Annotated in this window: 21 protein-coding genes; 16 read left to right on the plus strand and 5 right to left on the minus strand. The window is 44.8% G+C overall.

The features are described from left to right. Positions 1–224: 224 nt before the first annotated feature. A complete protein-coding gene (locus ACKLNH_RS06925; RefSeq protein ID WP_413111521.1) occupies positions 225–1,910 on the minus strand; it encodes a chitinase in 1,686 nt (561 codons plus the stop codon). Positions 1,911–2,894: 984 nt separating this feature from the next. Between ACKLNH_RS06925 and ACKLNH_RS06930 the strand changes: the two genes are divergently transcribed. The 12 genes from ACKLNH_RS06930 (at position 2,895) to ACKLNH_RS06985 (ending at position 13,879) form a co-directional block, all read left to right on the plus strand. Beyond that, on the plus strand, positions 2,895–3,656 hold the full coding sequence (locus ACKLNH_RS06930; RefSeq protein ID WP_413111522.1) for a DUF3450 domain-containing protein: 762 nt from the start codon (positions 2,895–2,897) through the stop codon (positions 3,654–3,656). Further along, entirely contained in the window at positions 3,653–4,966 is a 1,314-nt protein-coding gene (locus ACKLNH_RS06935) for a MotA/TolQ/ExbB proton channel family protein (protein ID WP_413111523.1), read from the plus strand. The genes ACKLNH_RS06930 and ACKLNH_RS06935 overlap by 4 nt, the downstream gene beginning before the upstream one ends. After that, positions 4,963–5,529, plus strand: a complete 567-nt coding sequence (locus tag ACKLNH_RS06940) for a MotA/TolQ/ExbB proton channel family protein (RefSeq protein WP_413111524.1) — start codon at positions 4,963–4,965, stop codon at positions 5,527–5,529. Before ACKLNH_RS06935 ends, ACKLNH_RS06940 begins: the two co-directional genes overlap by 4 nt. Then, positions 5,520–5,924 carry an ExbD/TolR family protein gene (locus tag ACKLNH_RS06945; protein ID WP_413111525.1) on the plus strand — a complete coding sequence of 135 codons (405 nt, stop codon included), beginning with the start codon at positions 5,520–5,522 and terminating at the stop codon, positions 5,922–5,924. The genes ACKLNH_RS06940 and ACKLNH_RS06945 overlap by 10 nt, the downstream gene beginning before the upstream one ends. Next, on the plus strand, positions 5,925–6,551 hold the full coding sequence (locus ACKLNH_RS06950) for an energy transducer TonB (protein ID WP_413111526.1): 627 nt from the start codon (positions 5,925–5,927) through the stop codon (positions 6,549–6,551). After that, positions 6,548–7,705: a tetratricopeptide repeat protein gene (locus tag ACKLNH_RS06955; RefSeq protein ID WP_413111527.1), complete on the plus strand. Its 1,158-nt coding sequence runs from the start codon at positions 6,548–6,550 to the stop codon at positions 7,703–7,705. The genes ACKLNH_RS06950 and ACKLNH_RS06955 overlap by 4 nt, the downstream gene beginning before the upstream one ends. A 331-nt stretch (positions 7,706–8,036) precedes the next feature. Then, positions 8,037–8,522, plus strand: a complete 486-nt coding sequence (locus ACKLNH_RS06960; protein ID WP_413111528.1) for an ureidoglycolate lyase — start codon at positions 8,037–8,039, stop codon at positions 8,520–8,522. A 57-nt stretch (positions 8,523–8,579) separates the two neighbouring features. Further along, entirely contained in the window at positions 8,580–10,319 is a 1,740-nt protein-coding gene (gene gcl / locus ACKLNH_RS06965; protein WP_413111529.1) for a glyoxylate carboligase, read from the plus strand. 39 nt (positions 10,320–10,358) lie between these two features. Next, complete coding sequence (gene hyi, locus ACKLNH_RS06970) at positions 10,359–11,141, plus strand: hydroxypyruvate isomerase (RefSeq protein ID WP_413111530.1); 783 nt, start codon at positions 10,359–10,361, stop codon at positions 11,139–11,141. A gap of 11 nt (positions 11,142–11,152) precedes the next feature. Next, on the plus strand, positions 11,153–12,043 hold the full coding sequence (locus ACKLNH_RS06975) for a 2-hydroxy-3-oxopropionate reductase (protein WP_413111531.1): 891 nt from the start codon (positions 11,153–11,155) through the stop codon (positions 12,041–12,043). A gap of 101 nt (positions 12,044–12,144) precedes the next feature. Continuing rightward, entirely contained in the window at positions 12,145–13,281 is a 1,137-nt protein-coding gene (locus ACKLNH_RS06980) for a glycerate kinase (protein WP_413111532.1), read from the plus strand. A gap of 130 nt (positions 13,282–13,411) precedes the next feature. Next, entirely contained in the window at positions 13,412–13,879 is a 468-nt protein-coding gene (locus tag ACKLNH_RS06985; protein WP_413111533.1) for a DUF1499 domain-containing protein, read from the plus strand. Positions 13,880–13,953: 74 nt separating this feature from the next. On the opposite strand, the gene cspE is transcribed toward ACKLNH_RS06985, so the two are convergent. The 3 genes from cspE to allE form a co-directional block, all read right to left on the minus strand. Further along, positions 13,954–14,166, minus strand: a complete 213-nt coding sequence (gene cspE / locus ACKLNH_RS06990) for a transcription antiterminator/RNA stability regulator CspE (protein ID WP_413111534.1) — start codon at positions 14,164–14,166, stop codon at positions 13,954–13,956. Positions 14,167–14,610: 444 nt separating this feature from the next. After that, entirely contained in the window at positions 14,611–15,840 is a 1,230-nt protein-coding gene (locus ACKLNH_RS06995) for a pyridoxal-phosphate-dependent aminotransferase family protein (RefSeq protein ID WP_413111535.1), read from the minus strand. Positions 15,841–16,087: 247 nt separating this feature from the next. Further along, positions 16,088–16,876, minus strand: a complete 789-nt coding sequence (allE, locus tag ACKLNH_RS07000; protein ID WP_413111536.1) for a (S)-ureidoglycine aminohydrolase — start codon at positions 16,874–16,876, stop codon at positions 16,088–16,090. 281 nt (positions 16,877–17,157) lie between these two features. Here allE and ACKLNH_RS07005 point away from each other — a divergent pair, with 281 nt between their 5' ends. Continuing rightward, positions 17,158–18,096 (plus strand): carbamate kinase, encoded by a 939-nt coding sequence (locus tag ACKLNH_RS07005; RefSeq protein ID WP_413111537.1) that lies wholly within the window; start codon positions 17,158–17,160, stop codon positions 18,094–18,096. Here ACKLNH_RS07005 and allS read toward each other — a convergent pair. After that, positions 18,085–19,011, minus strand: a complete 927-nt coding sequence (gene allS, locus ACKLNH_RS07010) for an HTH-type transcriptional activator AllS (protein WP_413111538.1) — start codon at positions 19,009–19,011, stop codon at positions 18,085–18,087. The genes ACKLNH_RS07005 and allS overlap by 12 nt on opposite strands. Before the next feature lie 342 nt (positions 19,012–19,353). Here allS and fdrA point away from each other — a divergent pair, with 342 nt between their 5' ends. The 3 genes from fdrA to ACKLNH_RS07025 are packed head-to-tail and all read left to right on the plus strand — an operon-like array spanning position 19,354 to position 23,138. Further along, on the plus strand, positions 19,354–21,012 hold the full coding sequence (gene fdrA, locus ACKLNH_RS07015; RefSeq protein WP_413111539.1) for an acyl-CoA synthetase FdrA: 1,659 nt from the start codon (positions 19,354–19,356) through the stop codon (positions 21,010–21,012). Positions 21,013–21,024: 12 nt separating this feature from the next. After that, complete coding sequence (locus tag ACKLNH_RS07020; RefSeq protein WP_413111540.1) at positions 21,025–22,296, plus strand: YlbE family protein; 1,272 nt, start codon at positions 21,025–21,027, stop codon at positions 22,294–22,296. A gap of 35 nt (positions 22,297–22,331) precedes the next feature. Next, positions 22,332–23,138, plus strand: coding sequence for an oxamate carbamoyltransferase subunit AllH family protein (locus tag ACKLNH_RS07025; protein ID WP_413111541.1), 807 nt, complete (start codon positions 22,332–22,334; stop codon positions 23,136–23,138). Positions 23,139–23,168: the final 30 nt, after the last annotated feature.

Below are 23,168 nucleotides of genomic sequence, written 5' to 3' on the forward strand. Positions count from 1 at the left end.
AGATTAACGTTAATGTATTACAAAGTAACAGAATTATGTACTAAGAGTATTGTTTTCGTCTACCGCTATTGTTGGTTAATTGTTGCATCTATGTGCTGCCGCACAATTACTACGGATGACAAGGAATAATGATAAGTAGGTAGGTTCATATGAAGGGTAAGTACACAAGCATGCGATTGCTTGTGTACTGAATTGCATGTTCTATAACTAGAAACTAGGCGTTATTATTGTGGACATGTTGTTTCGGTCCAAAACCAGTTTGATTGTGTTGGTGTTTCCCATATGCCGGGGCTGTTTTTAGCTGTGAAGCACGTATTATTATGTATCACAATATCACCGTTATTGACCGTAGTTTGGCCTGCAACCCAAATAATTGCGCTGGTCGTTGGAGGCGTCACATCTGCAGGTGGTTCGACAACTGGCGGCTCTTCTACGGGTGGTTCCTCAACCGGCGGTGCAGTGGCCTCGCTAATTTGTTCCCATGGCCCGCCATCAGCAGGATTATTGCCCTGTGTCCACCACTTCGCTGCGTAATTACTACCTAGATAACTCACCTTATCACCGCCAAAGTAAACTTTTGTCTCGTCCCAAGCTGGGAAGTCTCCCGTTGGTGGTACTGGATCTACTGGAGGCTCAGTGGGTGGTAATTCATCGACAACACGTACCGCTGGCCAGTTCGCATGAGATTCATAGAAATTGGTCACACACTTCTCATAGTCATCAGGCACGAGGGCAGAGTAGGCTGTTTGATAACCGACAAGTTTACATTCGAAAGAAACACCTCCTGGGCGGTCTGCATGATAGGTCCAATCGCCATCCCAGTTGGTGTAGAGCACATCTGTTGCGCCATCTAGATTGATGCTACCAAACGGTGTCTGTTGCCAACAGGTATTTATCTCATCCGCTTCAATTGGGATTTGATAGAAGTCGGATAGCCCTTCCCAGTAACGGATACGATTGACTGGCTGGCCTTTATCTTTATTGTGCTCGCCACACTCTATGCCACCATTAATGACGTTAATTGTGGTACCAAAGCCATAACCAATTCCAGCGTCGGTTTCACGCTGGGATGGCGTCCATGTTCTATCAATAACATGTAACATGGCTGGTTTAGGCGCTTGCGGCGTTAAAAAGAACCAGATAGCAGAAGCCAAATTGAGCCAAGAATCTGCCACTAATCCCGGATTATTCAATAGTACTGTTGCATCGCCATCAAACATTACTTCTGAGAAGGCGCCATAGTTGAAGTGATAAGAGAGCTGTTTAGCTCCTCGTCCAAAATAACCTTGGCCGTCAGCGCAGGGCCAGCGTTTATTTTGCCAGTCATTTTGGCCACAACCTGTGGTATATCCTGGCTGCCCTTCAGACCACCCCATTTCGCGAACATGAACTAAGGCTTGCTGCCACTCTTCAAGTCCTAGCGGGTTGTCCCATGTATTATCGACAGCAATATGTCCGCCAGTCTCTTGTGCAAAATGAGCAAAGGCTGTGATGATCGACTTCTTACAAATTGCATCGGAGTCACGTCCGTCGGTATACTCGCCACAAAAGGCAGGGAATTTACCAATAGCGCGTAAGAAGCGGGTATAAGTATACTCTGGTGCAGCCATGTTGGTGAGGAAGTCCCACTCAGTTTGTGGAAATACGCGTTCAGTACGGATAACATTTTCAGGGTTTGATGCTAACCCTGGCAAGATGGCTTCAACAACACTGTTAGGTTGTGTGAGTAGCGCTTTAGACCAAATGTCATACATTGGGTCGGCTGTTTTAGTTTGTTCTGCGGCGTTAATATCTGAGCGTAGAAGTAGATAGCCTCCAGGATTATCAGGGTCTGGGTTGATGGTCATTGCGGCACTATTAGCAGCAAGTGTGGCAGCGATTAAAGTAGTAATATACCTTATTTTTAGCATGTCACTTTCCTTATTGACAGATTATTGGATACTAAAATAGTTTAAATCTTAAAATTAATTTAAATGTAGTCATAATGCGCATGTAGGATAATATATTTTATAAAGGGAAAGATTGTGAAATCTAGTAAGGAGTGACTCAGTCTCTCCTTAAGATTAAAGCGCAATATGAAATATAATTATCCTCGCAACGTAGCGTTTAAAATATAGACTGAATTGGTAAAAAGACAACCTGATGATAATTGTATTTTTATTTGTATTCTAGGATTTAATGCTATGTATGTTTTAATTTTGTGGCATTTGCTGGTATATTATCTTGTTTATTTCGCCCATTCGAGATATAAGTTCAATGATGCAGCGTGAGATATTATGAGCAAAAAATGCATTATTGCGAGGCTCTTCAATATATAAATACCCGTTACAAACATGTTCTCATTATAATTTGAATCATGCTCATGTTAATTAAATATGTGGTGAGGTTTTTTAATCTATGTTGAGTGGTGAAAGAAAAAACAGGCAGTTTAGTGATGATTGATGCAACTTGTATATAAGTTGTCGGATAGGGAATAAATAAGTCCGGTATGGAGTGTTAGCCAAATAAGAATTGATAAAACAGTGAATGAATGCCCGATACGAGAGCATATCTTGGCTATCTTACACAAAGACATGTAATAGGAGGCAGCCATAACGGCAGAGAGTGCCTCTTGTTATTGTGTTAATGAAGGTCAAGTGCATGTAATCAGGCGGTGGGAGTGGTGTTAGAGCTCATTTAACGCCTAGTTGTTGTGTTGTACCAACAGTGCATAGAGGTGTGGAGATAGAAGAAAAGGGTTGAAAAGCTATGGGTATCGTAATCTAATCAGGAAGTAGCACTCGCTAGTGGTAGAGGCCAAGGAAGGCGAGATAGGCAATACGTTTTTTAGAACTAGTCGAGATTAACATCCTGTGTGGCGATGTAATAAATCCAAAGTGGATCCTTTGAGAATTATGATGATAAATAAAGGTATGGCAACACTGATGCTGTTGCTATGTACTATGCGTGTTGAGGCAACAGCGCTAAATCGTGCGAGTCAAATTGAAGATAATAGTTACAGCGAGGCAGTAGCCGCACAAGCTGCTGTTGAAAATAGCGCTGCGCTGACAATGGAATATCGGGCAGACATCGAACAGTTGCAGCAACAGAATAGTAACCTGCAAATCTACCGCGATCATCTCCAGAAACTAACCAAGAACCAGAGCAAAGAGCGGCGTAGTTTAGCGCATCAAATCAATCAAATTCAGTATACACGGCAAGGCATTGTGCCTTTAATGTACGCCATGTTAGATGGTTTAGCTGAGCTTGTTGCTGTCGATCGCCCAATACGCACAACACAGCGTCTAGAGCGTATTGAAGGACTGCGTACCATGATGCAGCAAGCAGATGTCTCTGATGAAGAAAAATACCGTCGTATATTGGAAGCGTGGCAAATAGAAATGGACTATGGTTCACGACTCGGTAGTTATAGCGCTTCGCTATTCATTGATGCGAAACAACGAGAAGTGGAAGTGTTTTACCTTGGACGCATTGCTTTATTGGCAAGGAGCTTTGACGGGCAACGCTATTGGTATTGGGATACTCACGATAAAAATTGGCATGTTGCTGCGCCATCGCAACACAGTGAGTTTGAACAGGCGTATGCATTAGCAAAGCGGCAGATAACACCATCGATGTTAGTGCTTCCTATCTCTGCCAATGGAGCGACACAATGAGAATTTTCTTTTTTATTTTCTTCATTATGATAGGTCAAGCCTACGCCCTCGAAGATAAAACACAAGTCGCTTACGACAATGAACGCCAGCATAATCACCAGCGCATTACGTCGTTTGAACTGACTGAAGAAGCGTATTTCCAGCAGCGCACACAGCTGCAAGCTGAAAAAGCGCAGCTAGAAGCAGAGATCGCCGAACTAAGTACACTATTTACTGAAAACGAGCGCAATCTAGCTGACATGGAAAAGTCTTTGCAACTTGAAACGGGTAGCTTAGGGGAGCTGTTTGGTGTGGTGCGTCAGGCTGCCAAAGAATTTGAGGCGGAATTAACATCCTCCGTGGCTGTTATTGAAGCTGCATCGGATTTGGCAGTACTAAAAGAGATTAGTGCAGCACGTACACTACCGACTATTGAACAGCTCACTGACATGTGGCAAGTAATGCGTCGTTATATCAACGCTAGTGGGGAGTTGAAGAGCTTTACTGTGCCAATTATTGATAGCGCAGGGACAACGTCACAACAATCTGTCGTTCGTCTTGGGGCTATCGGTTTGATTGGTCAGGAAGGTTACCTGAACTGGTCGGGTAGCTATGGTCAATACTATCCTCGCCAGCCAAAGAAAGCACCGTATGCCGCACAGTTTTCCGTAGCGGATGTGACACACGTTATCGCCATTGACCCATCTCGTGGGGATATTCTTAGCCAACTGGCAGACACACCTACACTAAAACAGCGTTTTGATCATGCTGGGCCTGTTGGGAAAATTATCGTTTTTCTGTTAATTATTGGCTTAGGTATCAGTGTGTACCGATTTATTGCTCTAACCATGATTGCCCGCAAAATACGCCATCAACAGAAAGCAACAACGCCAAAAAATGACAACGCATTAGGGCGCATTCTATTGGTATTTGACGCTGAAAAAGCGCGAACAGTTGAAGCGCTGGAGCTGCGTTTATTGGAACAAGTGCTTGATGAACAGCAGGGCTTAGAAATAGGCTTATCACTGATTAAGTTATTTGCAGCCCTAGCGCCAATGTTAGGTCTGCTTGGTACCGTAACAGGCATGATTGAAACGTTTCAAGTGATTACGCAGTTTGGCCATGGCGACCCGACGATAATGGCCAGTGGAATATCGATGGCGTTGATGACAACAGTACTCGGCCTCATCGCAGCAATGCCGCTACTGTTTTCGCATAATATACTGAGCACAAAAGTAGATACGATTAAAAATATTTTGGAGAAGCAGGGAATTAGCTTGGTCGCACAACAGGCTGAATCCAGCGTTAATAACGGGCCCCAAACAGCATGAGGGCGATAGAAATAACACACCTAAGTACGTCGCTAGTGACAGACTGGTGGGGTCGATTATCGATGTTCATGAGTCAAGGCGGTGCCGTGTTGTGGGTGCTGGCGTTGGTGGTGATTGTAATATGGCTGCTTGCGATAGAGCGTTGTCTGTTTTTGTCTTTTACTTGGCCTAAGTTAAAACAGGATTGGCTAACCCAATGGCGTCAGCGTGATGAGTTTGAAAGTTGGTATGCCCATGCGATCAAAGCAGGCATTGTTAGCCGCGCTCACAGTGCCTTAAATCAATCGTTAGGCCTTATTAAAGTGTTGGTCACTCTTTGCCCCATGCTAGGGTTGCTGGGGACCGTTACCGGAATGATTTCAGTATTTGATGTCATGGCGCGAGAGGGCAATAGTGAGCCAGCGTTAATGGCATCGGGTATCTCCATGGCCACATTGCCGACGATGGCGGGGATGGTCGCGGCATTGAGCGGAATGTTCATTCATTCTCGTTTGTTGAAGGCGGTGGAAAGACGAGAAAGTCGAATGGAAAAACAACTACGTGGGGGCGAGTCATGCGTTTAAATCGTCCAGTAAAGCAGCGAGAAGACGCACACGTTGATTTAACGTCTATGTTGGATATTGTCTTTATCATGCTGATCTTTTTTATTGTGACCAGCTCGTTTGTCAATGAATCAGGCGTCGAAGTTAATCGTCCTCAAGCAAGCCATGCATCCAGCCAAAAAGAAGCAACGGTTTTTGTTGCCATCACATCTGCCAATGAAATATATATCGACAAACGTATGGTTGATATTGAACGTGTGCAAGCAGTGCTCGAACATGTCTTGTTGGATAAAGCAGAAGCTTCATTAGTTATTCAAGCAGATAAACGCGCATTTAACGGAACTGTCGTGACTGTGATGGATGCAGCAAAGGGTGCGGGTATTGCGCAGATCGCATTGGCCACGGAGTCGCTGTAAGTGTGGCGTTTACTATCAGCATTGCCCTTGGCGTTGGCGGCCGCACTGTCTCTTTTCACCGTTATGGCATGGATGGTGAATCCAGTTAAAGCCCCCGTGCGTTCTGACGCTATGCAATTGAGTTTTGATATGGTCATGATGGAACCGGAACAAACTGTTCAACGCCGCCAAAGGCTACTGCCAGACAAACCAATACCGCCTCCTGCAGCCCAGTCATTAAAGCCGGTTATAGAGTTTACAGCGTTAACCTTGCCGGAATTGCCACTTCTTTCGCCCACTGCGTTGGCCATCGAAGTGGGCGAGGTAGCAATGATGGTTCCCAGCGTTGCTGAGTATGGTCTTTTAGGCCAAGAGCAACAGGTGATGCCACTTTATAGAGTTGAACCCGCGTATCCGGCAAGGGCATTGCGGCAACGACTTGAGGGTAAAGTGACACTCTCTTTTACTATTGATAAGCAAGGTCAGCCAAAAGATATTCAGGTGGTGGCGGCTGAGCCCGCAAGAGTCTTTGATCGTGAGGCGATTAGCGCCCTCAGGCGTTGGCGCTATCAACCACGCATTGTCGACGGTGTTGCGGTTGCGCAACCTGATCGTACCGTATCTATTGAGTTTAATTTAGATAAATGAAGAATTGGCTACTAACTGCAGCTCTCTTGATGTGTAGCACTGCTGCGCCGGCGGAACAACTTTCTCAGTATGCTGCAACACGGGTGCAGCGAGCCCACGCTTTGCAACGAGAGGGTGAGATCAGTCAGGCCATTGCTCTGTTAAGTCCATTGACATTGGCTCGGACGTTCGATCAAGCATACATTCATCGGATGCTTGGGATACTGTACTGGCATGATGGTCAACTAGAACAGGCTACTAACCAGTTACAAATAGCACTAGATAGCAATCAGTTCGCGGCTCAAGAGCAAGTGGCTATGCGGCAAATGTTGGCTGATCTCTTCATGGCGCAGAGCAAATTTAGCTTAGCGCTTGTGCACTATATGTCTTTAACGGATGCTTATGACGATAAGAGTGAGAATGCGCGACTTTGGTTGCGAATTGCTCAAAGCCACTATCAACTAGCTGCATGGCAAGAGACCCTAGATGCGCTACAGCATTATGTTGCCAATTTAGGAGAGATGCACTTCGATCTATACCGAATGAGGCTAGGGGCTGAGTTGTCGCTCAATCAAGACGATGCCGCCATTGTCACGCTGCAGTCATTGATTGAGATAGAGCCGAGTGAATACAATTGGTGGCAAACGCTTGCAGCAATACACTTGCGACATGATCATCATCACCTAGCGATGCAGACGCTAGCCATCGCTTATCACAATGGAATTTTGGTTAATCGTGACGAGCAACTCTTGCTAGCACAATTGTACGCTCAGCAGGGAGTGCCTGAGCGTGCAGCGCGATTGCTTTCCTCTCTTGCCCCACACACGGAAAAGGAACTCGTCACTTTGGCTTTTTATTGGCAAATGGCACAAGAGTGGAACGAGGCTATCGCGGTACTTGAACAGATTGTACCGCTAAATAATCACTACCGTTCTCATTTAGTCTCTCTTCTGCGTCAACAGCAGAATTATGAAGCGGCACTTTACCACCTCAATTATGTCGATAATCCTAATGTAGAGCGTATTCAGTTACAGAAGATTGACATACTTTATCGCCTATCCCGATACGATGATGCTGCATTAAGCGCGAAACAGCTTGTTGAATTGACGGGCTCGAAAGAAGCACTACACTGGGATGAATACCTGTCCACTAGCATGAAAAGCAATCTAAATTGATTGAGAGAACCAACCCTTAACGTCTTGCCCTGCATCAAAAATTTGGCTGCGCATAAATGCCATTATTGCCCCGCTCATTACATTTCTTTTTCGCAAACTACTCTTCGAATAATAGAAATGCAATAGTAGTTATTAACACTTTGATCACAATAGCTTTAGTAAATCAAATTTACTAAAGCAAATCCCATTGTTTGAAAAAAATATGCCACGATTAAAGTGTGCGTTTGATCAATTTAATTACATCGCGCATTTGATGTTATATGGCGTTAGAAACGGCCAGGAATTTGAATAAGAGGTCAAAGAATTATTAATTGCTTAAAGGATTATGATTATGCAAAAACTAAAGCTTGAGCCACTAACAAAAGAAAACTTCAAACCATTTGGTGATGTTATAGAAAAAGCGAACTCTGATTATTTTCATATCAATGATAAAACTGGTCAGCGTTTCCATGGTTTAGGTAGTGTTGATGTTAGCGATGACATTGATCCCATTATCAGTATTATTCGTGCTGATGGCGTTAAAGGTCGTAAGTGCGTGGATTTGTTAGAAAAGCACCCTAAAGGTAGTCAGGCATTCTATCCTCTTAATGGAGAGAAATTTATTGTTGTTGTTGCCTCTGGTGATGATGATATAGATGAATCAACACTAAGGGCATTTATTACAGATGGTGAGCAAGGTGTAAATTACCATAGAGATGTGTGGCACTACTTATTGTTCGCAAAAGATATGCCAACGGATTTTTTAACAATAGATCGTGCGGGTGAAGATAACTGCATTGTGCAAAAATTATCTAAAGAATACGCAGTGGATTTTTAAAAGAATTTAATAATGTGCACCCCTATTAAATTAGGGGTGGCATAACGGAGAATAATTATGACAAAAATGAGAGCAATTGAAGCAGCAATATTAATTCTTAAAAAAGAAGGTGTGAATACTGCGTTTGGTGTTCCTGGTGCTGCTATTAACCCTATGTATGCCGCAATGAAGAAGCTTGGCGGTATTGACCATGTGTTGGCCCGTCATGTTGAGGGTGCATCACATATGGCAGAGGGTTACACCCGTACAGCGGAAGGGAACATTGGCCTATGTATCGGTACATCTGGCCCGGCTGGAACCGATATGATTACAGGTTTGTACTCTGCATCAGCAGATTCAATTCCAATTCTTTGTATTACAGGTCAGGCGCCAGTCGCCAAGTTGCATAAGGAAGATTTTCAGGCAGTAGATATAGAATCTATTGCTAAGCCAGTAACAAAAATGTCAGTCACGATTCGTGAAGCGGGACAGTTACCAGGCACATTCCAAAAAGCCTTTTATGAAATGCGCTCAGGCCGACCAGGTCCTGTATTGCTCGACCTTCCAATGGATGTGCAGTTAACAGAGATAGAGTTTGATATTGATCTCTATGAACCGATGACACCATCAAAACCTTCAGCAACACGCGCACAAGCGGAAAGAGCCATTGCGATGCTGAATGAATCAGAGCGCCCACTGTTAGTGGCGGGTGGCGGTATTATTAATGCTGAAGCCAGTGGTCTGTTGCGCGAATTTGCAGAGCTTGTCAATGTTCCTGTTATTCAAACATTGAGAGGGTGGGGAGCGATTTCCGATGAGCATCCATTAATGGCTGGTCGCATGGGGTGTCAAGCGAATCACCGTTGTGGTAACGCAACGTATTTAGAGTCGGATTTCGTTTTCGGCATCGGTAACCGTTGGGCCAACCGCCATACTGGAGCGCTAGAAACCTACACGGAAGGTAGAAAGTTCATCCACGTTGATATTGAACCTACTCAAATTGGCCGAGTATTCTCCCCTGACTTAGGGATTGCATCGGATGCAAAAGATGCACTCGCTATGTTTATTGAAGTGGCACGTGAACTAAAAGCACAAGGTGATTTGAAAGATCGTAGCGAGTGGGTAGAGGCTTGCGGTGAACGTAAACGTACCATGCTACGTCGTGACGATTTTGATTGTACGCCTATCAAACCACAACGTATTTATCACGAGATGAATAAGGCGTTTGGTCCTGAAACTCGTTATGTCGCGACTATCGGTTTAGCACAAATTGCAGCAAACCAGTTCTTACATGTTCATGAGCCTCGTCACTGGATTAATGCCTGTCAGGCCGGACCGTTAGGTTGGACAATGCCAGCAGCGCTGGGTGTGGTAAAAGCTGACCCAAGTAAGCCTGTTGTCGCTATTTCAGGTGACTATGACTTCCAATTCATGATTGAAGAGCTGGCGGTTGGTGCGCAGTTTAAACTGCCTTACATCCATGTATTGATAAACAATGCATATTTAGGATTGATCCGACAAGCACAGCGTGCGTTCGATATTGACTACTGTGTGCAGCTATCGTTTGAAAACCAGAACGCGCCGGAAGTGAAAGAGTACGGTGTAGATCACAAGCGCGTTGTTGAAGGGCTTGGCTGTAAAGCTATCCGTGTTACTGAACCAGACCAAATTGGGGCAGCGTTGGCTGAGGCGAAAGAACTGATGCGTCAGTACCAAGTGCCAGTCGTGGTGGAAGTGTTAACTGAACGCGTGACCAATATTGCGATGGGCCCAGACATCGACAAAGTAAACGAATTTGAAGATATCATCGATTTATAAGAATTAAGCCGCCGTTTACGGCGGCCAAAAGGAGTTATTATGCCTAAATTAGCTGCAAATTTGTCTATGTTGTTCACGGAATTAGATTTTATGTCGCGTTTTGAAGCGGCATCGAATGCTGGTTTTCGTGGGGTGGAATATCTGTTTCCTTATGATTTTTCAGCAGCAGAGATAGCCAGTGCATTGGAAAGCAATGGGTTGACCCAAGTGTTGTTTAACCTTCCCGCGGGCGACTGGGCTGCGGGTGAGCGCGGCATCGCTTGCCACCCTGACCGTGTTGAAGAGTTCCGCTCGGGTGTCCCTCGTGCGATTGAATATGCCCATGCATTAAATTGCGAGCAAGTTAACTGTTTGGTGGGGAAAAAACCGTCTGATGTCAGTGACGAAGAAGCGTATCAAGTCATGATTGAAAACTTGCGCTTTGCGGCAAATGAGCTTGAAGCAGCAGGGATCCGTTTAGTAGTAGAAGCAATTAACACCATTGATATTCCTGGGTTCTTTATTAGCAACACAAAAACGGCGTTGCAGGTTTTAGAAGATGTTGGATCTGACAATTTGCGTTATCAGTATGATATTTATCATATGCAAATCATGGAAGGCGATATTGCGCGTAGCTTGTCGACCCATTTAGCACAGATTGGTCATGTACAGCTTGCCGATAACCCAGGACGCCATGAGCCAGGTACTGGCGAGCTTAATTATCCGTTTCTGCTTGCTCACCTTGATGAACTGGATTACCAGGGCTGGGTGGGATGTGAATATGTGCCAGCGGACGGGACCGTAAAAGGTCTAGGTTGGTTGAAGCAATACAATTTGATTTAAGGAAGAATATTATGAAAAACATAGGTTTTATTGGTACAGGTATTATGGGCAAGCCGATGGCGCAGAATCTGCAAGCGGCTGGCTATACCCTTTATTTCTCTGAGCATTTCGAGCCTGCTCCAGCTGAATTGCTCGGTGACAAAGGGTATGCCTGCCCAACTCCAGCGGCTGTGGCAGAAGCTGCAGACATCATTATCACTATGGTGCCAGACACACCACAAGTAGAAGACGTATTGTTCTCTGATATTGGTATTGCCAACGGGCTAGCGGCTGATAAAGTTGTTGTGGATATGAGCTCTATCTCCCCAATGGATACCAAGGTGTTTGCACAAAAAATTGAAGCTCTAGGTGCGTACTATATTGATGCACCAGTATCTGGTGGTGAAGTGGGCGCCAAAGCGGGCACATTGTCTATCATGGCTGGTGGCCGAGACGAGATTTTCGAGCGTGTTAAACCTCTGTTTGAAGTCATGGGACAGAATATTACCTTGGTCGGTGGCAACGGTGATGGGCAAACATGTAAGGTCGCAAATCAGATTATTGTTGCGCTGAACATTGAAGCCGTAGCAGAAGCACTGTTGTTTGCATCAAAAGCTGGTGCAAATCCAGCTAAGATCCGTGAAGCACTGATGGGTGGTTTTGCTTCTTCTAAAATCCTCGAGGTACACGGTGAGCGAATGGTGAAAGGCACATTCGAGCCAGGATTTAGAATTCAACTGCATCAGAAAGATCTTAACTTGGCATTAGCTGGTGCACGCGAATTGCAACTGAATTTGCCTCATACAGCATCGGCACAAGAGTTGTTTAACACCTGTGCGGCGCTAGACGGCGCGGGCTGGGATCATTCTGCAATGATTAAAGCGTTAGAGCATATGAGCAACCACTCTATCCGTGATGAGTAAGCCTTTCGAGATCGTTGTAATAACAAGAAAGATCTCGAGGTTTTGTTAAAGACGATGACGGGTACGCGAGTGCCCGTTTTTTTGTTTTAAGGAGCGCGTATATGAAAATTGTAATAGCACCGGATTCATTTAAAGAGAGTGTATCAGCAGAGCGAGTGTGTGCGGCAGTGAAAAAGGGCATAGAGCAGCGCATACCAAATGTAGATATTGTGTCAGTGCCTATGGCCGATGGGGGCGAAGGTACGCTTGATGCATTGTTGGCGACAATGGGCGGAGAGCGTGTTGAGTGTGTTGTGATGGGACCACTTCCAGATAGCCAAGTAAAAGCCCAATTCGTGATGCTGGGCGACGGTGAAACCGCGGTTATTGAGATGGCGCAGGCCTCAGGCATAGAATTATTAACGCCGCAACAGCGTGATCCGAGGATCACGACTACTTACGGTACGGGTGAGCTAATTAAAGCAGCCCTCGATAAAGGCGCCAAGAAATTGATTGTTGCTATCGGAGGTAGTGCGACTAACGATGGCGGTGAGGGCATGGTGCGGGCTTTGGGGGCGCGCTTTTTAGATAAGAAAGGGTATGACATTGGTCATGGTGGTGCTGAATTAATTAACCTCACGACCATCGATATCTCCGGCTTAGATCCACGCTTGTCAGACGCTCAGGTTGTTGTTGCGTGTGATGTAGATAACCCTCTATTGGGCGAGCGCGGTGCATCTGCGGTATTTGGCCCTCAAAAAGGCGCGACACCTGAAATAGTGTCACAATTAGATAAGGCATTGAGCCACTATGCACATTGTTTGGTGCAGGAGCTGGGCAAAAATGTTGCGAAAATTCCCGGCAGTGGTGCCGCTGGTGGTTTAGGCGCCGGATTAATGGCGTTTCTTGGTGCCCAACTACAGCCGGGTATTGAGATTGTTTCGTCGACGGTTGGTTTACGTGACAAGTTAACAGGTGCTGATTGGGTTATAACAGGCGAAGGCAAGTTAGATGGGCAGTCGTTGGGTGGTAAGACACCCGTAGGCGTTGCCAAACTAGCACAACAGATGGGTATTCCTGTTATTGCCCTGGGTGGCGCTATGGGAGAGGGAGCGGATAAGCTAAATGAGGTTGGTATTGTTGCTTGCTTTTCTGTGTTAAGTCGCCCATGTACGCTAGAGACAGCTTTAACTGAAGGTGAGGCTAATTTGACAGCAACAGCCTATCAAGTAGCGGGCTTGTTATCGACATTGTCCTAAACGAGAAACCGGTGGGGAAATGGTGAGTTAAGATGCAATCTGTCAGCGTACAGACTAAGGTATCAAAGGCAGCCTATGTGAAACCAGACAGGTTGCTTAACGTTCAGCTTAATTAAGCAAGGATATTAAAATGAAAAACCATTACCCCATCGCTCTTATATGGATAGTGTTATTGTCTGGCTGCTCAAGTACCAGGCCACGCTTGGGTGTGAATGCAGAAAAGCTAGCGCCTTGTTCAGGAAAACCTAATTGTGTCCATAGTCAGACGGCAACCAGTAACAACCAATACATTGAACCGATTGTATTTAACGGCGGGATGGCCAAAGCGCATCAGGGTCTTTTGCAGGTAATCAATACGGAAAAAGGGGCAACAACGGTTAGCGTTGAAAGAAATTATCTTCATGTGGAGTACCGGTCATCATTTTTCCGTTTTGTGGATGATACCGAGTTCTATTTAATAGAAGAGCAGGGCGGCATAACCCGTATTCATGTTAGGTCTGCATCGCGTGTAGGCTACTCAGATTTTGGGGTTAACCGAGCACGTATTGAGCGTATCCGCACTAAGCTAGCGCAGCTAATGTTGCCAGGAATAACATAGAGACTATTCATTTTACCCCAGATATAAAAAAGGCCGCCATTGGCGACCTTCTGTATATTCGTTTTACGCGTTTATTAAAGCGCGATAACGTTGGTAGCTTGTAGGCCTTTTTGACCGTCTTCTACACCGTAAGAAACTTTCTGACCTTCGTTCAACGTCTTGAAACCTTCAGATGCGATAGCACGGAAGTGTACAAACACGTCAGCGCCGCCGTTATCTTGAGTGATGAAACCGAAACCTTTAGTTTCGTTGAACCATTTTACAGTACCAGTATTTGAGTTAGACATATGATGCCCCTATTATTTAATTTAAGAAAAAGTTCAATATTAACAGTGTGTTAATTGGTTGAATTATAATACGTTATGCTAAAATAAAAGGGAAACGCCTAGCTACAAAACACGAGGTTAGTAGTGGAAGTTTTACTTGTACTTGATGCTGCATTTAATAACTCTCTGAACAACTGAGCGGTATAGTAACAGGCGATTATTTTTTGTACAGAGTTATTTTCGTTTTTTTATCAATTTTCTTTTTTAACAGCAAGATAATGATTTTAACCAATCATTATGCTGAGTATTTCCACTCTATCTGATCTTCGTTGTACTAACGTGGTCATCTACGTAACGAGTGTTAGCGTCAGTTTCAGGAGAGTCGGTGCAGCGAGAGTGGCAAGTGTCATGCAAAATAAAAGCGCTTATCGTTAATAAGCGCTTTTATTGTGACTTGTGATGGGGTTAGTAGTGTCGCATGGCTTCTGCGACAGCTTGGCCAACATCGATAGGCGCACGGTGCTTTAACAACACCGCTTCTAGTGCTGACAAGGTGTGCAGCACAGCTTCTTGTCTGGCGTTGTAGCCCATCGTACCAATGCGCCAGATTTTTCCTTTCAGTGGACCAAACGAGGTGCCGATTTCGATACCAAAGCGGTGCAGTAATTCGTAACGGATCACTTCGCCGTCAACGTTATCAGGAATATAAACACCTACCACGTTATTCATTTTGTAATTTTGGTTACCAAACAACCTTAACCCCATCGCCTTTAACCCGGCTGCCATTGCATCTCCCGCTACTTTATGGCGAGCGATCACGTTGTCAGCGCCTTCTTCAAGGAAAATGCGGGCGCATTCGCGTGCGGCGTATAGCATAGAGGTTGCTTCGGTATGGTGATTAAGACGCTCTTCACCCCAATAGTCGAGAATCATTGGTAGGTCAAAGTAGTTCGATTGGATCATCGTTTGATCACCATCTTGATGGTGGCTGTCGCGAATCCCTTTTTCAACATGCTTACGGCGATTAATGGCATCAACAAAGCGCGGACTCAACGTAAGCGGGGCACTGCCAGAAGGACCACCTAAGCACTTTTGCAGGCCAACAGAGACAGCATCTAATTGCCAATCATCAATGAGCAGTTCATTTCCAGCCACAGAGGCTGTTGCATCGCAGTAGTAAAGTACATTATGGCGACGGCAGATTTCGCCGATTTCTGCTAATGGTTGGTTCATGGTTGTAGAAGTATCACCTTGAACCGTTGCTAATAACTTGGGTTTTACGCGGCGAATTTCTTCTTCGATGCGTTGTGGGTCACAGACTTCACCCCATTCTACGTCAATGGTGGTGATTTCTGCACCAGTTCGTAATGCAATTTCACTGAGCAAGTGACCAAAGCGACCAATCACAGGGATCAGTACACGGTCGCCGGGTTGCAAAATAGAGACGAGCACCGCCTCGATACCAGCTCGAGCTGTACCATCGATAAGCAGTGTCGCTGGGTTGGTGGTACTAAATACGTCGCGGTAGAGTACTTGAGTTTGACGCATGTACTCAGTCATTACAGGGTCATACTGACCAATCAGCGCTGATGAAATAGCCTGATGAACGCGAGGATAGGCATTAATCGGGCCTGGTCCCATCAATAAACGTTGTGGTGGGTTTAGGTTTTCAAATAGTTGTGGGGCTTTTTGCATTGCTCAATCACTCCCTGATGTCTTTGAGCGGGATATAGCAGAACCGTATTCCTGATCCTATCCCAATGGTACGTGTTCAAACCTTATCAAAAATGGCGCTCCAAGAGAGAGCGCCAAAGTAGGAAAATGTCACTTAATTAAAAATTTTTGATAATAGACTCTATATAGCAACTTAATTTTTAAGAAATAGAAGCTATCAGTCATTATTATTGTTTAAATACAGCCAAAGGCTGTGTTATACGGAAGTTTAAATATCAACATCCCGGTTACAATCTTTCGAGTAAATATAACTTAACGGTTCACCACGACCTGATGCATAACATGCTTGCGGTGTATAGGCTGCCATAAACAGATAGTCACCTTTCTTAACTGGAATCCAGTTGTTATCCAGATTATAAACACCTTCCCCAGTAAGAATCAGTGCCCCGTGCTCTTGGACGTGCGTCTCGATATAGCCATGGCATGCTCCGGGATCGAAAGTTAAGATATGGAAGTTCATATCAAAGCCTAGACCGGTGGGCAATAGGTCTTCTACTGTCACGTCTGTCATCCCCTCATAATGGATTTTCTCGAGCTTATCCCGATGGTTACAGACTACGCGTGGCGTCGCACCATCGACAGCAATATAACGTCGTTTATACAAGAATAGCTGGCTATCGTTGCCTTGATTACTGTTTTCCATAAACAGAAGAACGCCCGGAGGGCAGTAGAGATACCCGCCTGCTGTTAATTGGTATTGTTGGCCGTCGACAGTTGCTGTTACTTGTCCTTCGGTAACGTAAGCAAAGGTTTCGATCTCTTCGCCACCAAAGCCCTGTCTGTTATTTCCTCCATCGTGCATGGTGACGATGTAATCGACAAAGCTTGCCCCTAGCTTTGGGGAACTAAGAATGGTGATATCGCAGTTCTCAAATCCAGGAATGACATTTTTCACCATGCCATCAGGTGTAATAATGGCGTAGTTATTTTTCTTTATCTCTGAGCGCGTGGAGAGCAGGTCATTGATGTAACCGGTATTATTGTTTAGGTAACCCATATAGAACCTCTATGTAATCATGCTGTTTGTCGCATTGTTGTTTGATAGACATTCTATAACTGTTTTTTTTCTAAGGTGTGATCTGAGTAGGCGTTCTGGCACTGTGCTGTTTTATTTAATGTTATTTTAGATATTGCATAAAAATGTTTTATAAATTGGGAAACGGCACCTGAATAATGGACAAGCTTTGAATTTAAAAATAAGGTAAACGTATATCTTGACCTAATTAAAAACTGTTTGAGATATGTCTCTTACTAAATATCCATTATAAAAGGTTGACTATGAAAAAGCGTATTGTTATCGCATTAGGTGGAAATGCCATGCTAAAGCGTGGTGAAGTATTATCAGCAGAAAACCAACAAAAAAATATAGATCATGCTGCTGCTTTGATTCAAAAACTTGAAGCAGAGTATAGTGTTACCGTAGTACATGGCAATGGGCCTCAAGTCGGCCTATTAGCATTGCAAAATCAAGCATACACCGATGTCCCGGCATATCCTCTAGATATACTGGTGGCTGAAACGCAGGGCATGATTGGCTATATGCTTACCCAAGCGTTACAGCAACAAGGCTCAACGAATACAACATGTTTGCTAACACGAGTAGAAGTTAATCCAAGTGACGTGGCGTTTAGTAACCCATCAAAATTCGTGGGGCCCGTTTATGCACCAGAAGAACAGGCAAATCTAGAAGAGCGCTATGGTTGGATGTTTAAAGAAGATGGCGGGTATATTCGCCGCGTTGTGCCATCGCCTTCTCCAGTTAACGTGCTTGAAGTCCCTACTATTTGTGACTTGCTAGATAGAGGACAAACTGTCATCTGCTGTGGTGGCGGGGGAATGCCAGTCGTCAGTTCAGTAAATGGCTATCGGGGAATAGAAGCTGTTATTGATAAAGATTTGGTTTCTGCCATGCTAGCACAGCAGCTAAATGCTGATTATCTATTAATTTTAACCGATGCTGATGCGGTATACCAAGATTGGGGCACGCCACAGCAGAAGGCACTACGCGATGTTACTGTCGCCCAATTGCGTCCGTTTGCTGTACCAGATGGGGCTATTGGACCAAAAGCGGAAGCTGTCATTCAATTTGTAGAACAAACGGGTAAGACCGCATTTATTGGTGCTCTACAAGATGCTGACGCTATTTTGGCTGGTGAGAAGGGCACAAAAGTGAGCCCTGTCTCTGAAGCTGTGTGTGAAGAAGCGTTACCTGCTTGATATATCGATATTGTTTAAAAAGCCTTGGATCATCGGGTCGTTGTTTTGAAACTTCTCGATGAGCCATTGTGTTACTTGACCCGCGTTATCGTGGCGCCAACCAATCGAAAGAGGGGATGGCGCCCGACTCCATTGCACGTTCTTTTCGATTAACTTCCCATTTTCTATCAGCGGTTTTGCTACATTCTTGGGTAGAAAACCAACTCCGGTACCTGTTGTGTGACACGCCAGTTTGGTACTTAGATTTGGTACCTTAATCTCTTGCTGATCTCTGAGCAGCCATGCTGTACGTTTGTTGATATGCTGCGACGTGTCTTCAATATTCACTGCAGGAAATTGACTTAACTGTGATTCTCTTAACGAGCCTTCAGCATTAGCGAGCGGGTGCAATGGAGAGATAGCAAAGACCCAACTTAGTTTACCAAGAGGAATGACTGCAACATTGTTGTCAATGGTATCAAGGCCGGGTAAGCCGATAGCGATATCGTAGTCACGATTTAATATGTCGTCCCATACGCCCATATAAACACCAGAAGAAATGTTAATGCTGGTAAACGGAAAAGCTTCATGTAATGAGGCGATAAGCAATGCAGCTGTACAGTCATCAAATAGCAGGTTATTAATAACGATATTAACATTCCGCTCAATGCCATCAGAAATTTGCTGTAGTTCACCAGGAATTGTTTCCATCCATTTTAGCCATTTGTGACAATGATTTAGTAAATGATGACCAGCTTGGGTTAATTGTACGCTACGTGTTGTTCTTGAAAACAGTTGTACATTCATGTCGTCTTCAAGCGTTTTTATACGGTAACTAATTGCCGCAGGAGTTTTGTGCAGTGTCTCTGCTGCCTTAGAAAAGCTGCTATACTCAGCCACTTTCATAAAAGACCTTATTGTTTCCTTATCTAGCATTAGTACTCCTTGTTAATCCTGTAAGGATATATTCCATTCTAACTCATACGATATAAGAATGAGTTATTTGTGTGTCAAATATTACCTTGTTTGCTGCTATTTTTAACCTATTTTTTTTAAAAGTGACGATGTTGTTCAAATTTATTTAAAAAAGAGAGGTATTGCCTCTTGTCTGGTCAAATTGATTGAAAGAAATAGCCTAATTAATTGAAAGATTTATAACAATAAAAGTGATGTGATTTAGTTCAATAATTTAAAATTTGTTCTCCTTTAATCTTAGTCCATAGAGTTACATAGTATCTATGGTTAGTCATTCTTTGCTTTCAATTAAGGTGGTCTTTAATGATCCAAGCATTTTTAAAAAAAGGAAGTTTTCAGGATTCTGTCAGCCTCATGTTGATATCTCGACAGTTGAGCGAGCTAGACAGTGTCGAGGAAGTGTCCGTTATGATGGGGACGCCAGCAAATAAGTCATTGTTGGAGTCAACGGGTCTTTGGCATGCGGTATTTGCTGATGCAACACCAAACGACATTTGTGTCGCTATTCGTACAAACGAAGGCGAACAGGATGTTACGGCAGATATTGCAGATAAACTGGACGAGGCACTGACCGCAGCTGCAAAACCTACTTCGGGACAACGGCTTGTTACGGTTAGACGCTGGCAAACCGCACAGGCAAAATTAGCGGATGCAAATCTGGCACTGATTTCTGTTGCGGGTGAATACGCAGCTGATTTGGCCAATCAAGCCCTTGACCGTGACCTGAATGTCATGATGTTTTCAGACAACGTGGCGTTAGAGCAAGAAGTCGCACTGAAACAAAAAGCGGCGGCCAAAGGATTACTGGTGATGGGGCCAGACTGTGGCACTGCGATGATTGCAGGTTCCCCGCTGGCGTTTGCGAATGTGATTCCCGAGGGCAACATTGGTATTGTCGGTGCATCTGGCACAGGCATTCAAGAGTTGGCGTCGCAAGTGGCGTTAGCTGGCGAAGGGTTAACGCATGCGATTGGTTTAGGTGGACGAGATTTATCAAAGTCGGTTGGCGGTGTGAGTGCATTGACGGCATTAGCTCAACTGGATGCGGATCCGGATACGCAAGTGATTGCTTTTGTCTCTAAGCCACCAGCTCCAGAAGTTGAGCAACGTGTTATTGCAGCTATGCAACAGCTAAGCAAACCCGTTGTCGCACTATTTCTTGGCTCGAATCGTCCACAGAAACGTGATGGCAATGTGACATTTGCTACCACGCTCGCTGAAGCTGGCCAACAAGCTGCCATGCTAGGTCGCGTGTATAAACACTTAAGAGAGCGTCAGCCACAAACAGGCAAGCGTTTATTAGGTTTGTATACCGGTGGAACGCTGGCGGCTGAAGCTGCAATGTTAACGGCACAGCAGTTTGGATTACAGCCAGATGAGAGCCACCATCAAGGTGTCATGCTTGATGATCAAGGTCACTTGATTATCGATTTAGGCGATGATCACTATACGCTTGGTCGTCCTCACCCGATGATTGACCCAACAACACGTACGCAAGAAATAGAAGCACGCGCCAGTGATGAACAGGTAGGTGTATTGTTGCTAGATGTTGTGATTGGTTATGGTGCAACCGGTGATCCTGCCGGTGCGGTTGTCGATGCACTACAACGTGTCAGTGAGCGTCGTCAATCCCCACTTCATGTCATCGCAACAGTGACAGGAACAGAATCTGATCCACAGCAACGTTCAATACAAATTGAAACCTTAAAAGAAGCGGGTGTTGCGGTGGTTAATACATTAGAAGAAGCGGTGTTGTTATCTGACGTCATGCTAGGCGCACCAGTTAAAGAACAAACGGTTGAGCCATCTGCGTTACTGGATGGAGTCAATGTCATTAATGTGGGACTACGTAGCTTTGCTGATGATCTTCAGTCTGCAGATACTGCCGTTGTTCATTACCAGTGGTCACCGGTTGCTGGTGGAAATAAAAAACTCATTAGTTTGCTAAATAAAATGCAATAGGGAATTCTAATTATGTACTCATCAATAACCGAAGCAAATGCTGCTGTATTAGAAAAAGTAAAAGACGCGCGTCCATATTGGGTCGATGTCGCAGCAGCGGGCGACGTCATTCCATGGCTAAAAGAAGGGCGACACCTTCTGCATGCAGGGCCGCAAATCGTTTGGCAAGATATGACAGGCCCAATGCAGGGTGCATGTATCAGTGCTTGTCTATTTGAAGGTTGGGCAGACACCGATACCCAAGCAGAAAAAATGCTTGAAAACGGTGAAATTTCATTCAGTCCTTGTCATCACCACAATGCTGTTGGTCCTATGGGCGGAATTACGTCAGTAAATATGCCAGTCGTTGTTGTAGAAAACAAAACCGACGGCAATTATGCCTATTGCAACCTAAATGAAGGGATTGGCAAGGTAATGCGCTTTGGTGCCTATGGCGAAGAAGTGCAACAGCGTCTGCATTGGATGCGCGAGGAGTTAATGCCTGTGCTGAAAGATGCACTCGCAAAAACAGAGAAAGGCATTGATATTGGCGCAATCATGGCGCAGGGAATTACAATGGGGGATGAGTTCCACCAGCGTAATATTGCGACATCTTCATTACTGTTGAGAACGCTTGCACCGTATATTGCATCTTGTGATCTACCTAAAGATGTAATGAGTCGCGTATTCAACTTCCTAAGCATTACTGATCAGTTCTTCTTAAACCTAGCGATGGCATTTTGTAAATGTGCGATGGATGCAGGCGCGACGGTTAAAGCTGGCTCGATTGTGACAGCGATGACCCGTAACGGTAAAGACTTTGGTATTCGCGTTAGTGGTTTGGGAGATCAGTGGTTTACTGCTCCAGTAAATACGCCAGAAGGTTTGTATTTTACCGGTTACTCTCAAGAGCAAGCAAATACCGATATCGGTGATAGTGCAATTACTGAAACCTATGGTATTGGTGGTGCAGCTATGGTCGCCGCACCAGGCGTAACACGCTTTGTTGGTGTAGGTGGCGTGGATGTAGCATTAGACGTTTCAGAAGAGATGGCAGAAATCTATGTAGAACAAAATAGCTTGCTACAAATCCCGTCTTGGAATTTCCAAGGTGCTTGTATCGGCTTGGATATCCGCAGTGTGGTTGAAACAGGAATTACGCCTGTTATTAATACAGGTATTGCACACAAAGAAGCGGGTATTGGACAGATAGGCGCCGGAACGGTACGCGCACCATTAGCGTGTTTCGAGAAAGCCCTTGAACAGTTAGCTGCAGAGATGGGTATCATTGCAGAGAGCGAATAGGCCACTGTAAAAAAATAAACTGAATGAGGCCAACTATGATTTATGAAGCGACAGCGTACAGTAAAACAGCGCCTAAATCTGTTGGCCCATTGCGGTTTGCGGGGGGAGGGAGTAAAGCGATTAACTTCCTGACAAATGATGGCGGGGTACTAACGCTGCATCATCCCCGTGGTGGAATCGGACCGTCAGGCTGGTCGCTAACAGGGCAAGCATTTCGTCAGTTGCAAAAACGTGTTAATCAAGGTGAATTAATCTCGCTCGATGATCAGGGCATCAATGCCGGTATGTTGCGTATTAATCGCGGCAAGCAGGAGGTGTTGTTAAAAGGTCTCTTGGCAAAAGGCCTCTGGGCCGATTGGTTACAGCTATTTCTATCGAAGCAGCATCGTAATACTGGTCTTTATGGTAGTTTAGCGGACATAGTGACACAGCCTTGTCATTCACAGTTTGACGAGTGGTTTGAAAATTTAAACTTGTGGCGTAAGGGTTTATCGCCTGAGTGGACTCACTTGATCGGAGCTGGGCCTGGGCTTACTCCGAGTCATGATGATATGTTGGTTGGTATTGCTTTTGGTGCTTGGTGCACAGAGCACACTCGTAACATGGCGTCGGCATTGATTCCAGTAGATACCCCATTTCATCAATTAACGACAGCAGTGAGCGCCAGTTATTTATCACAATCGGTTTTTGGGTGTTTTTCCCAATCGCTATTAAATTTAAACGCTGACAACTATGCTCAGTTCGAACGTAGTGCTGCGGATTTCTTGAATCATGGTCACTATTCTGGTGCCGATACACTATTAGGCTTATGGTTATTTCATAAATATATAGCGACAAGTTAGATTATTTAATAGTTTCTAAAAAAAGCCACC

The sequence above is a fragment of the Thaumasiovibrio clandestinus genome, from assembly GCF_047250365.1.
Lineage (GTDB): Bacteria > Pseudomonadota > Gammaproteobacteria > Enterobacterales > Vibrionaceae > Thaumasiovibrio.

Coding starts and splice junctions, on each gene's coding strand:
- ACKLNH_RS06925 (WP_413111521.1), bottom strand. CDS start 1,910: ATGCTAAAAATAAGGTATATTACTACTTTAATCGCTGCCACACTTGCT.
- ACKLNH_RS06930 (WP_413111522.1), top strand. CDS start 2,895: ATGATGATAAATAAAGGTATGGCAACACTGATGCTGTTGCTATGTACT.
- ACKLNH_RS06935 (WP_413111523.1), top strand. CDS start 3,653: ATGAGAATTTTCTTTTTTATTTTCTTCATTATGATAGGTCAAGCCTAC.
- ACKLNH_RS06940 (WP_413111524.1), top strand. CDS start 4,963: ATGAGGGCGATAGAAATAACACACCTAAGTACGTCGCTAGTGACAGAC.
- ACKLNH_RS06945 (WP_413111525.1), top strand. CDS start 5,520: ATGCGTTTAAATCGTCCAGTAAAGCAGCGAGAAGACGCACACGTTGAT.
- ACKLNH_RS06955 (WP_413111527.1), top strand. CDS start 6,548: ATGAAGAATTGGCTACTAACTGCAGCTCTCTTGATGTGTAGCACTGCT.
- ACKLNH_RS06960 (WP_413111528.1), top strand. CDS start 8,037: ATGCAAAAACTAAAGCTTGAGCCACTAACAAAAGAAAACTTCAAACCA.
- gcl (WP_413111529.1), top strand. CDS start 8,580: ATGACAAAAATGAGAGCAATTGAAGCAGCAATATTAATTCTTAAAAAA.
- hyi (WP_413111530.1), top strand. CDS start 10,359: ATGCCTAAATTAGCTGCAAATTTGTCTATGTTGTTCACGGAATTAGAT.
- ACKLNH_RS06975 (WP_413111531.1), top strand. CDS start 11,153: ATGAAAAACATAGGTTTTATTGGTACAGGTATTATGGGCAAGCCGATG.
- ACKLNH_RS06980 (WP_413111532.1), top strand. CDS start 12,145: ATGAAAATTGTAATAGCACCGGATTCATTTAAAGAGAGTGTATCAGCA.
- ACKLNH_RS06985 (WP_413111533.1), top strand. CDS start 13,412: ATGAAAAACCATTACCCCATCGCTCTTATATGGATAGTGTTATTGTCT.
- cspE (WP_413111534.1), bottom strand. CDS start 14,166: ATGTCTAACTCAAATACTGGTACTGTAAAATGGTTCAACGAAACTAAA.
- ACKLNH_RS06995 (WP_413111535.1), bottom strand. CDS start 15,840: ATGCAAAAAGCCCCACAACTATTTGAAAACCTAAACCCACCACAACGT.
- allE (WP_413111536.1), bottom strand. CDS start 16,876: ATGGGTTACCTAAACAATAATACCGGTTACATCAATGACCTGCTCTCC.
- ACKLNH_RS07005 (WP_413111537.1), top strand. CDS start 17,158: ATGAAAAAGCGTATTGTTATCGCATTAGGTGGAAATGCCATGCTAAAG.
- allS (WP_413111538.1), bottom strand. CDS start 19,011: ATGCTAGATAAGGAAACAATAAGGTCTTTTATGAAAGTGGCTGAGTAT.
- fdrA (WP_413111539.1), top strand. CDS start 19,354: ATGATCCAAGCATTTTTAAAAAAAGGAAGTTTTCAGGATTCTGTCAGC.
- ACKLNH_RS07020 (WP_413111540.1), top strand. CDS start 21,025: ATGTACTCATCAATAACCGAAGCAAATGCTGCTGTATTAGAAAAAGTA.
- ACKLNH_RS07025 (WP_413111541.1), top strand. CDS start 22,332: ATGATTTATGAAGCGACAGCGTACAGTAAAACAGCGCCTAAATCTGTT.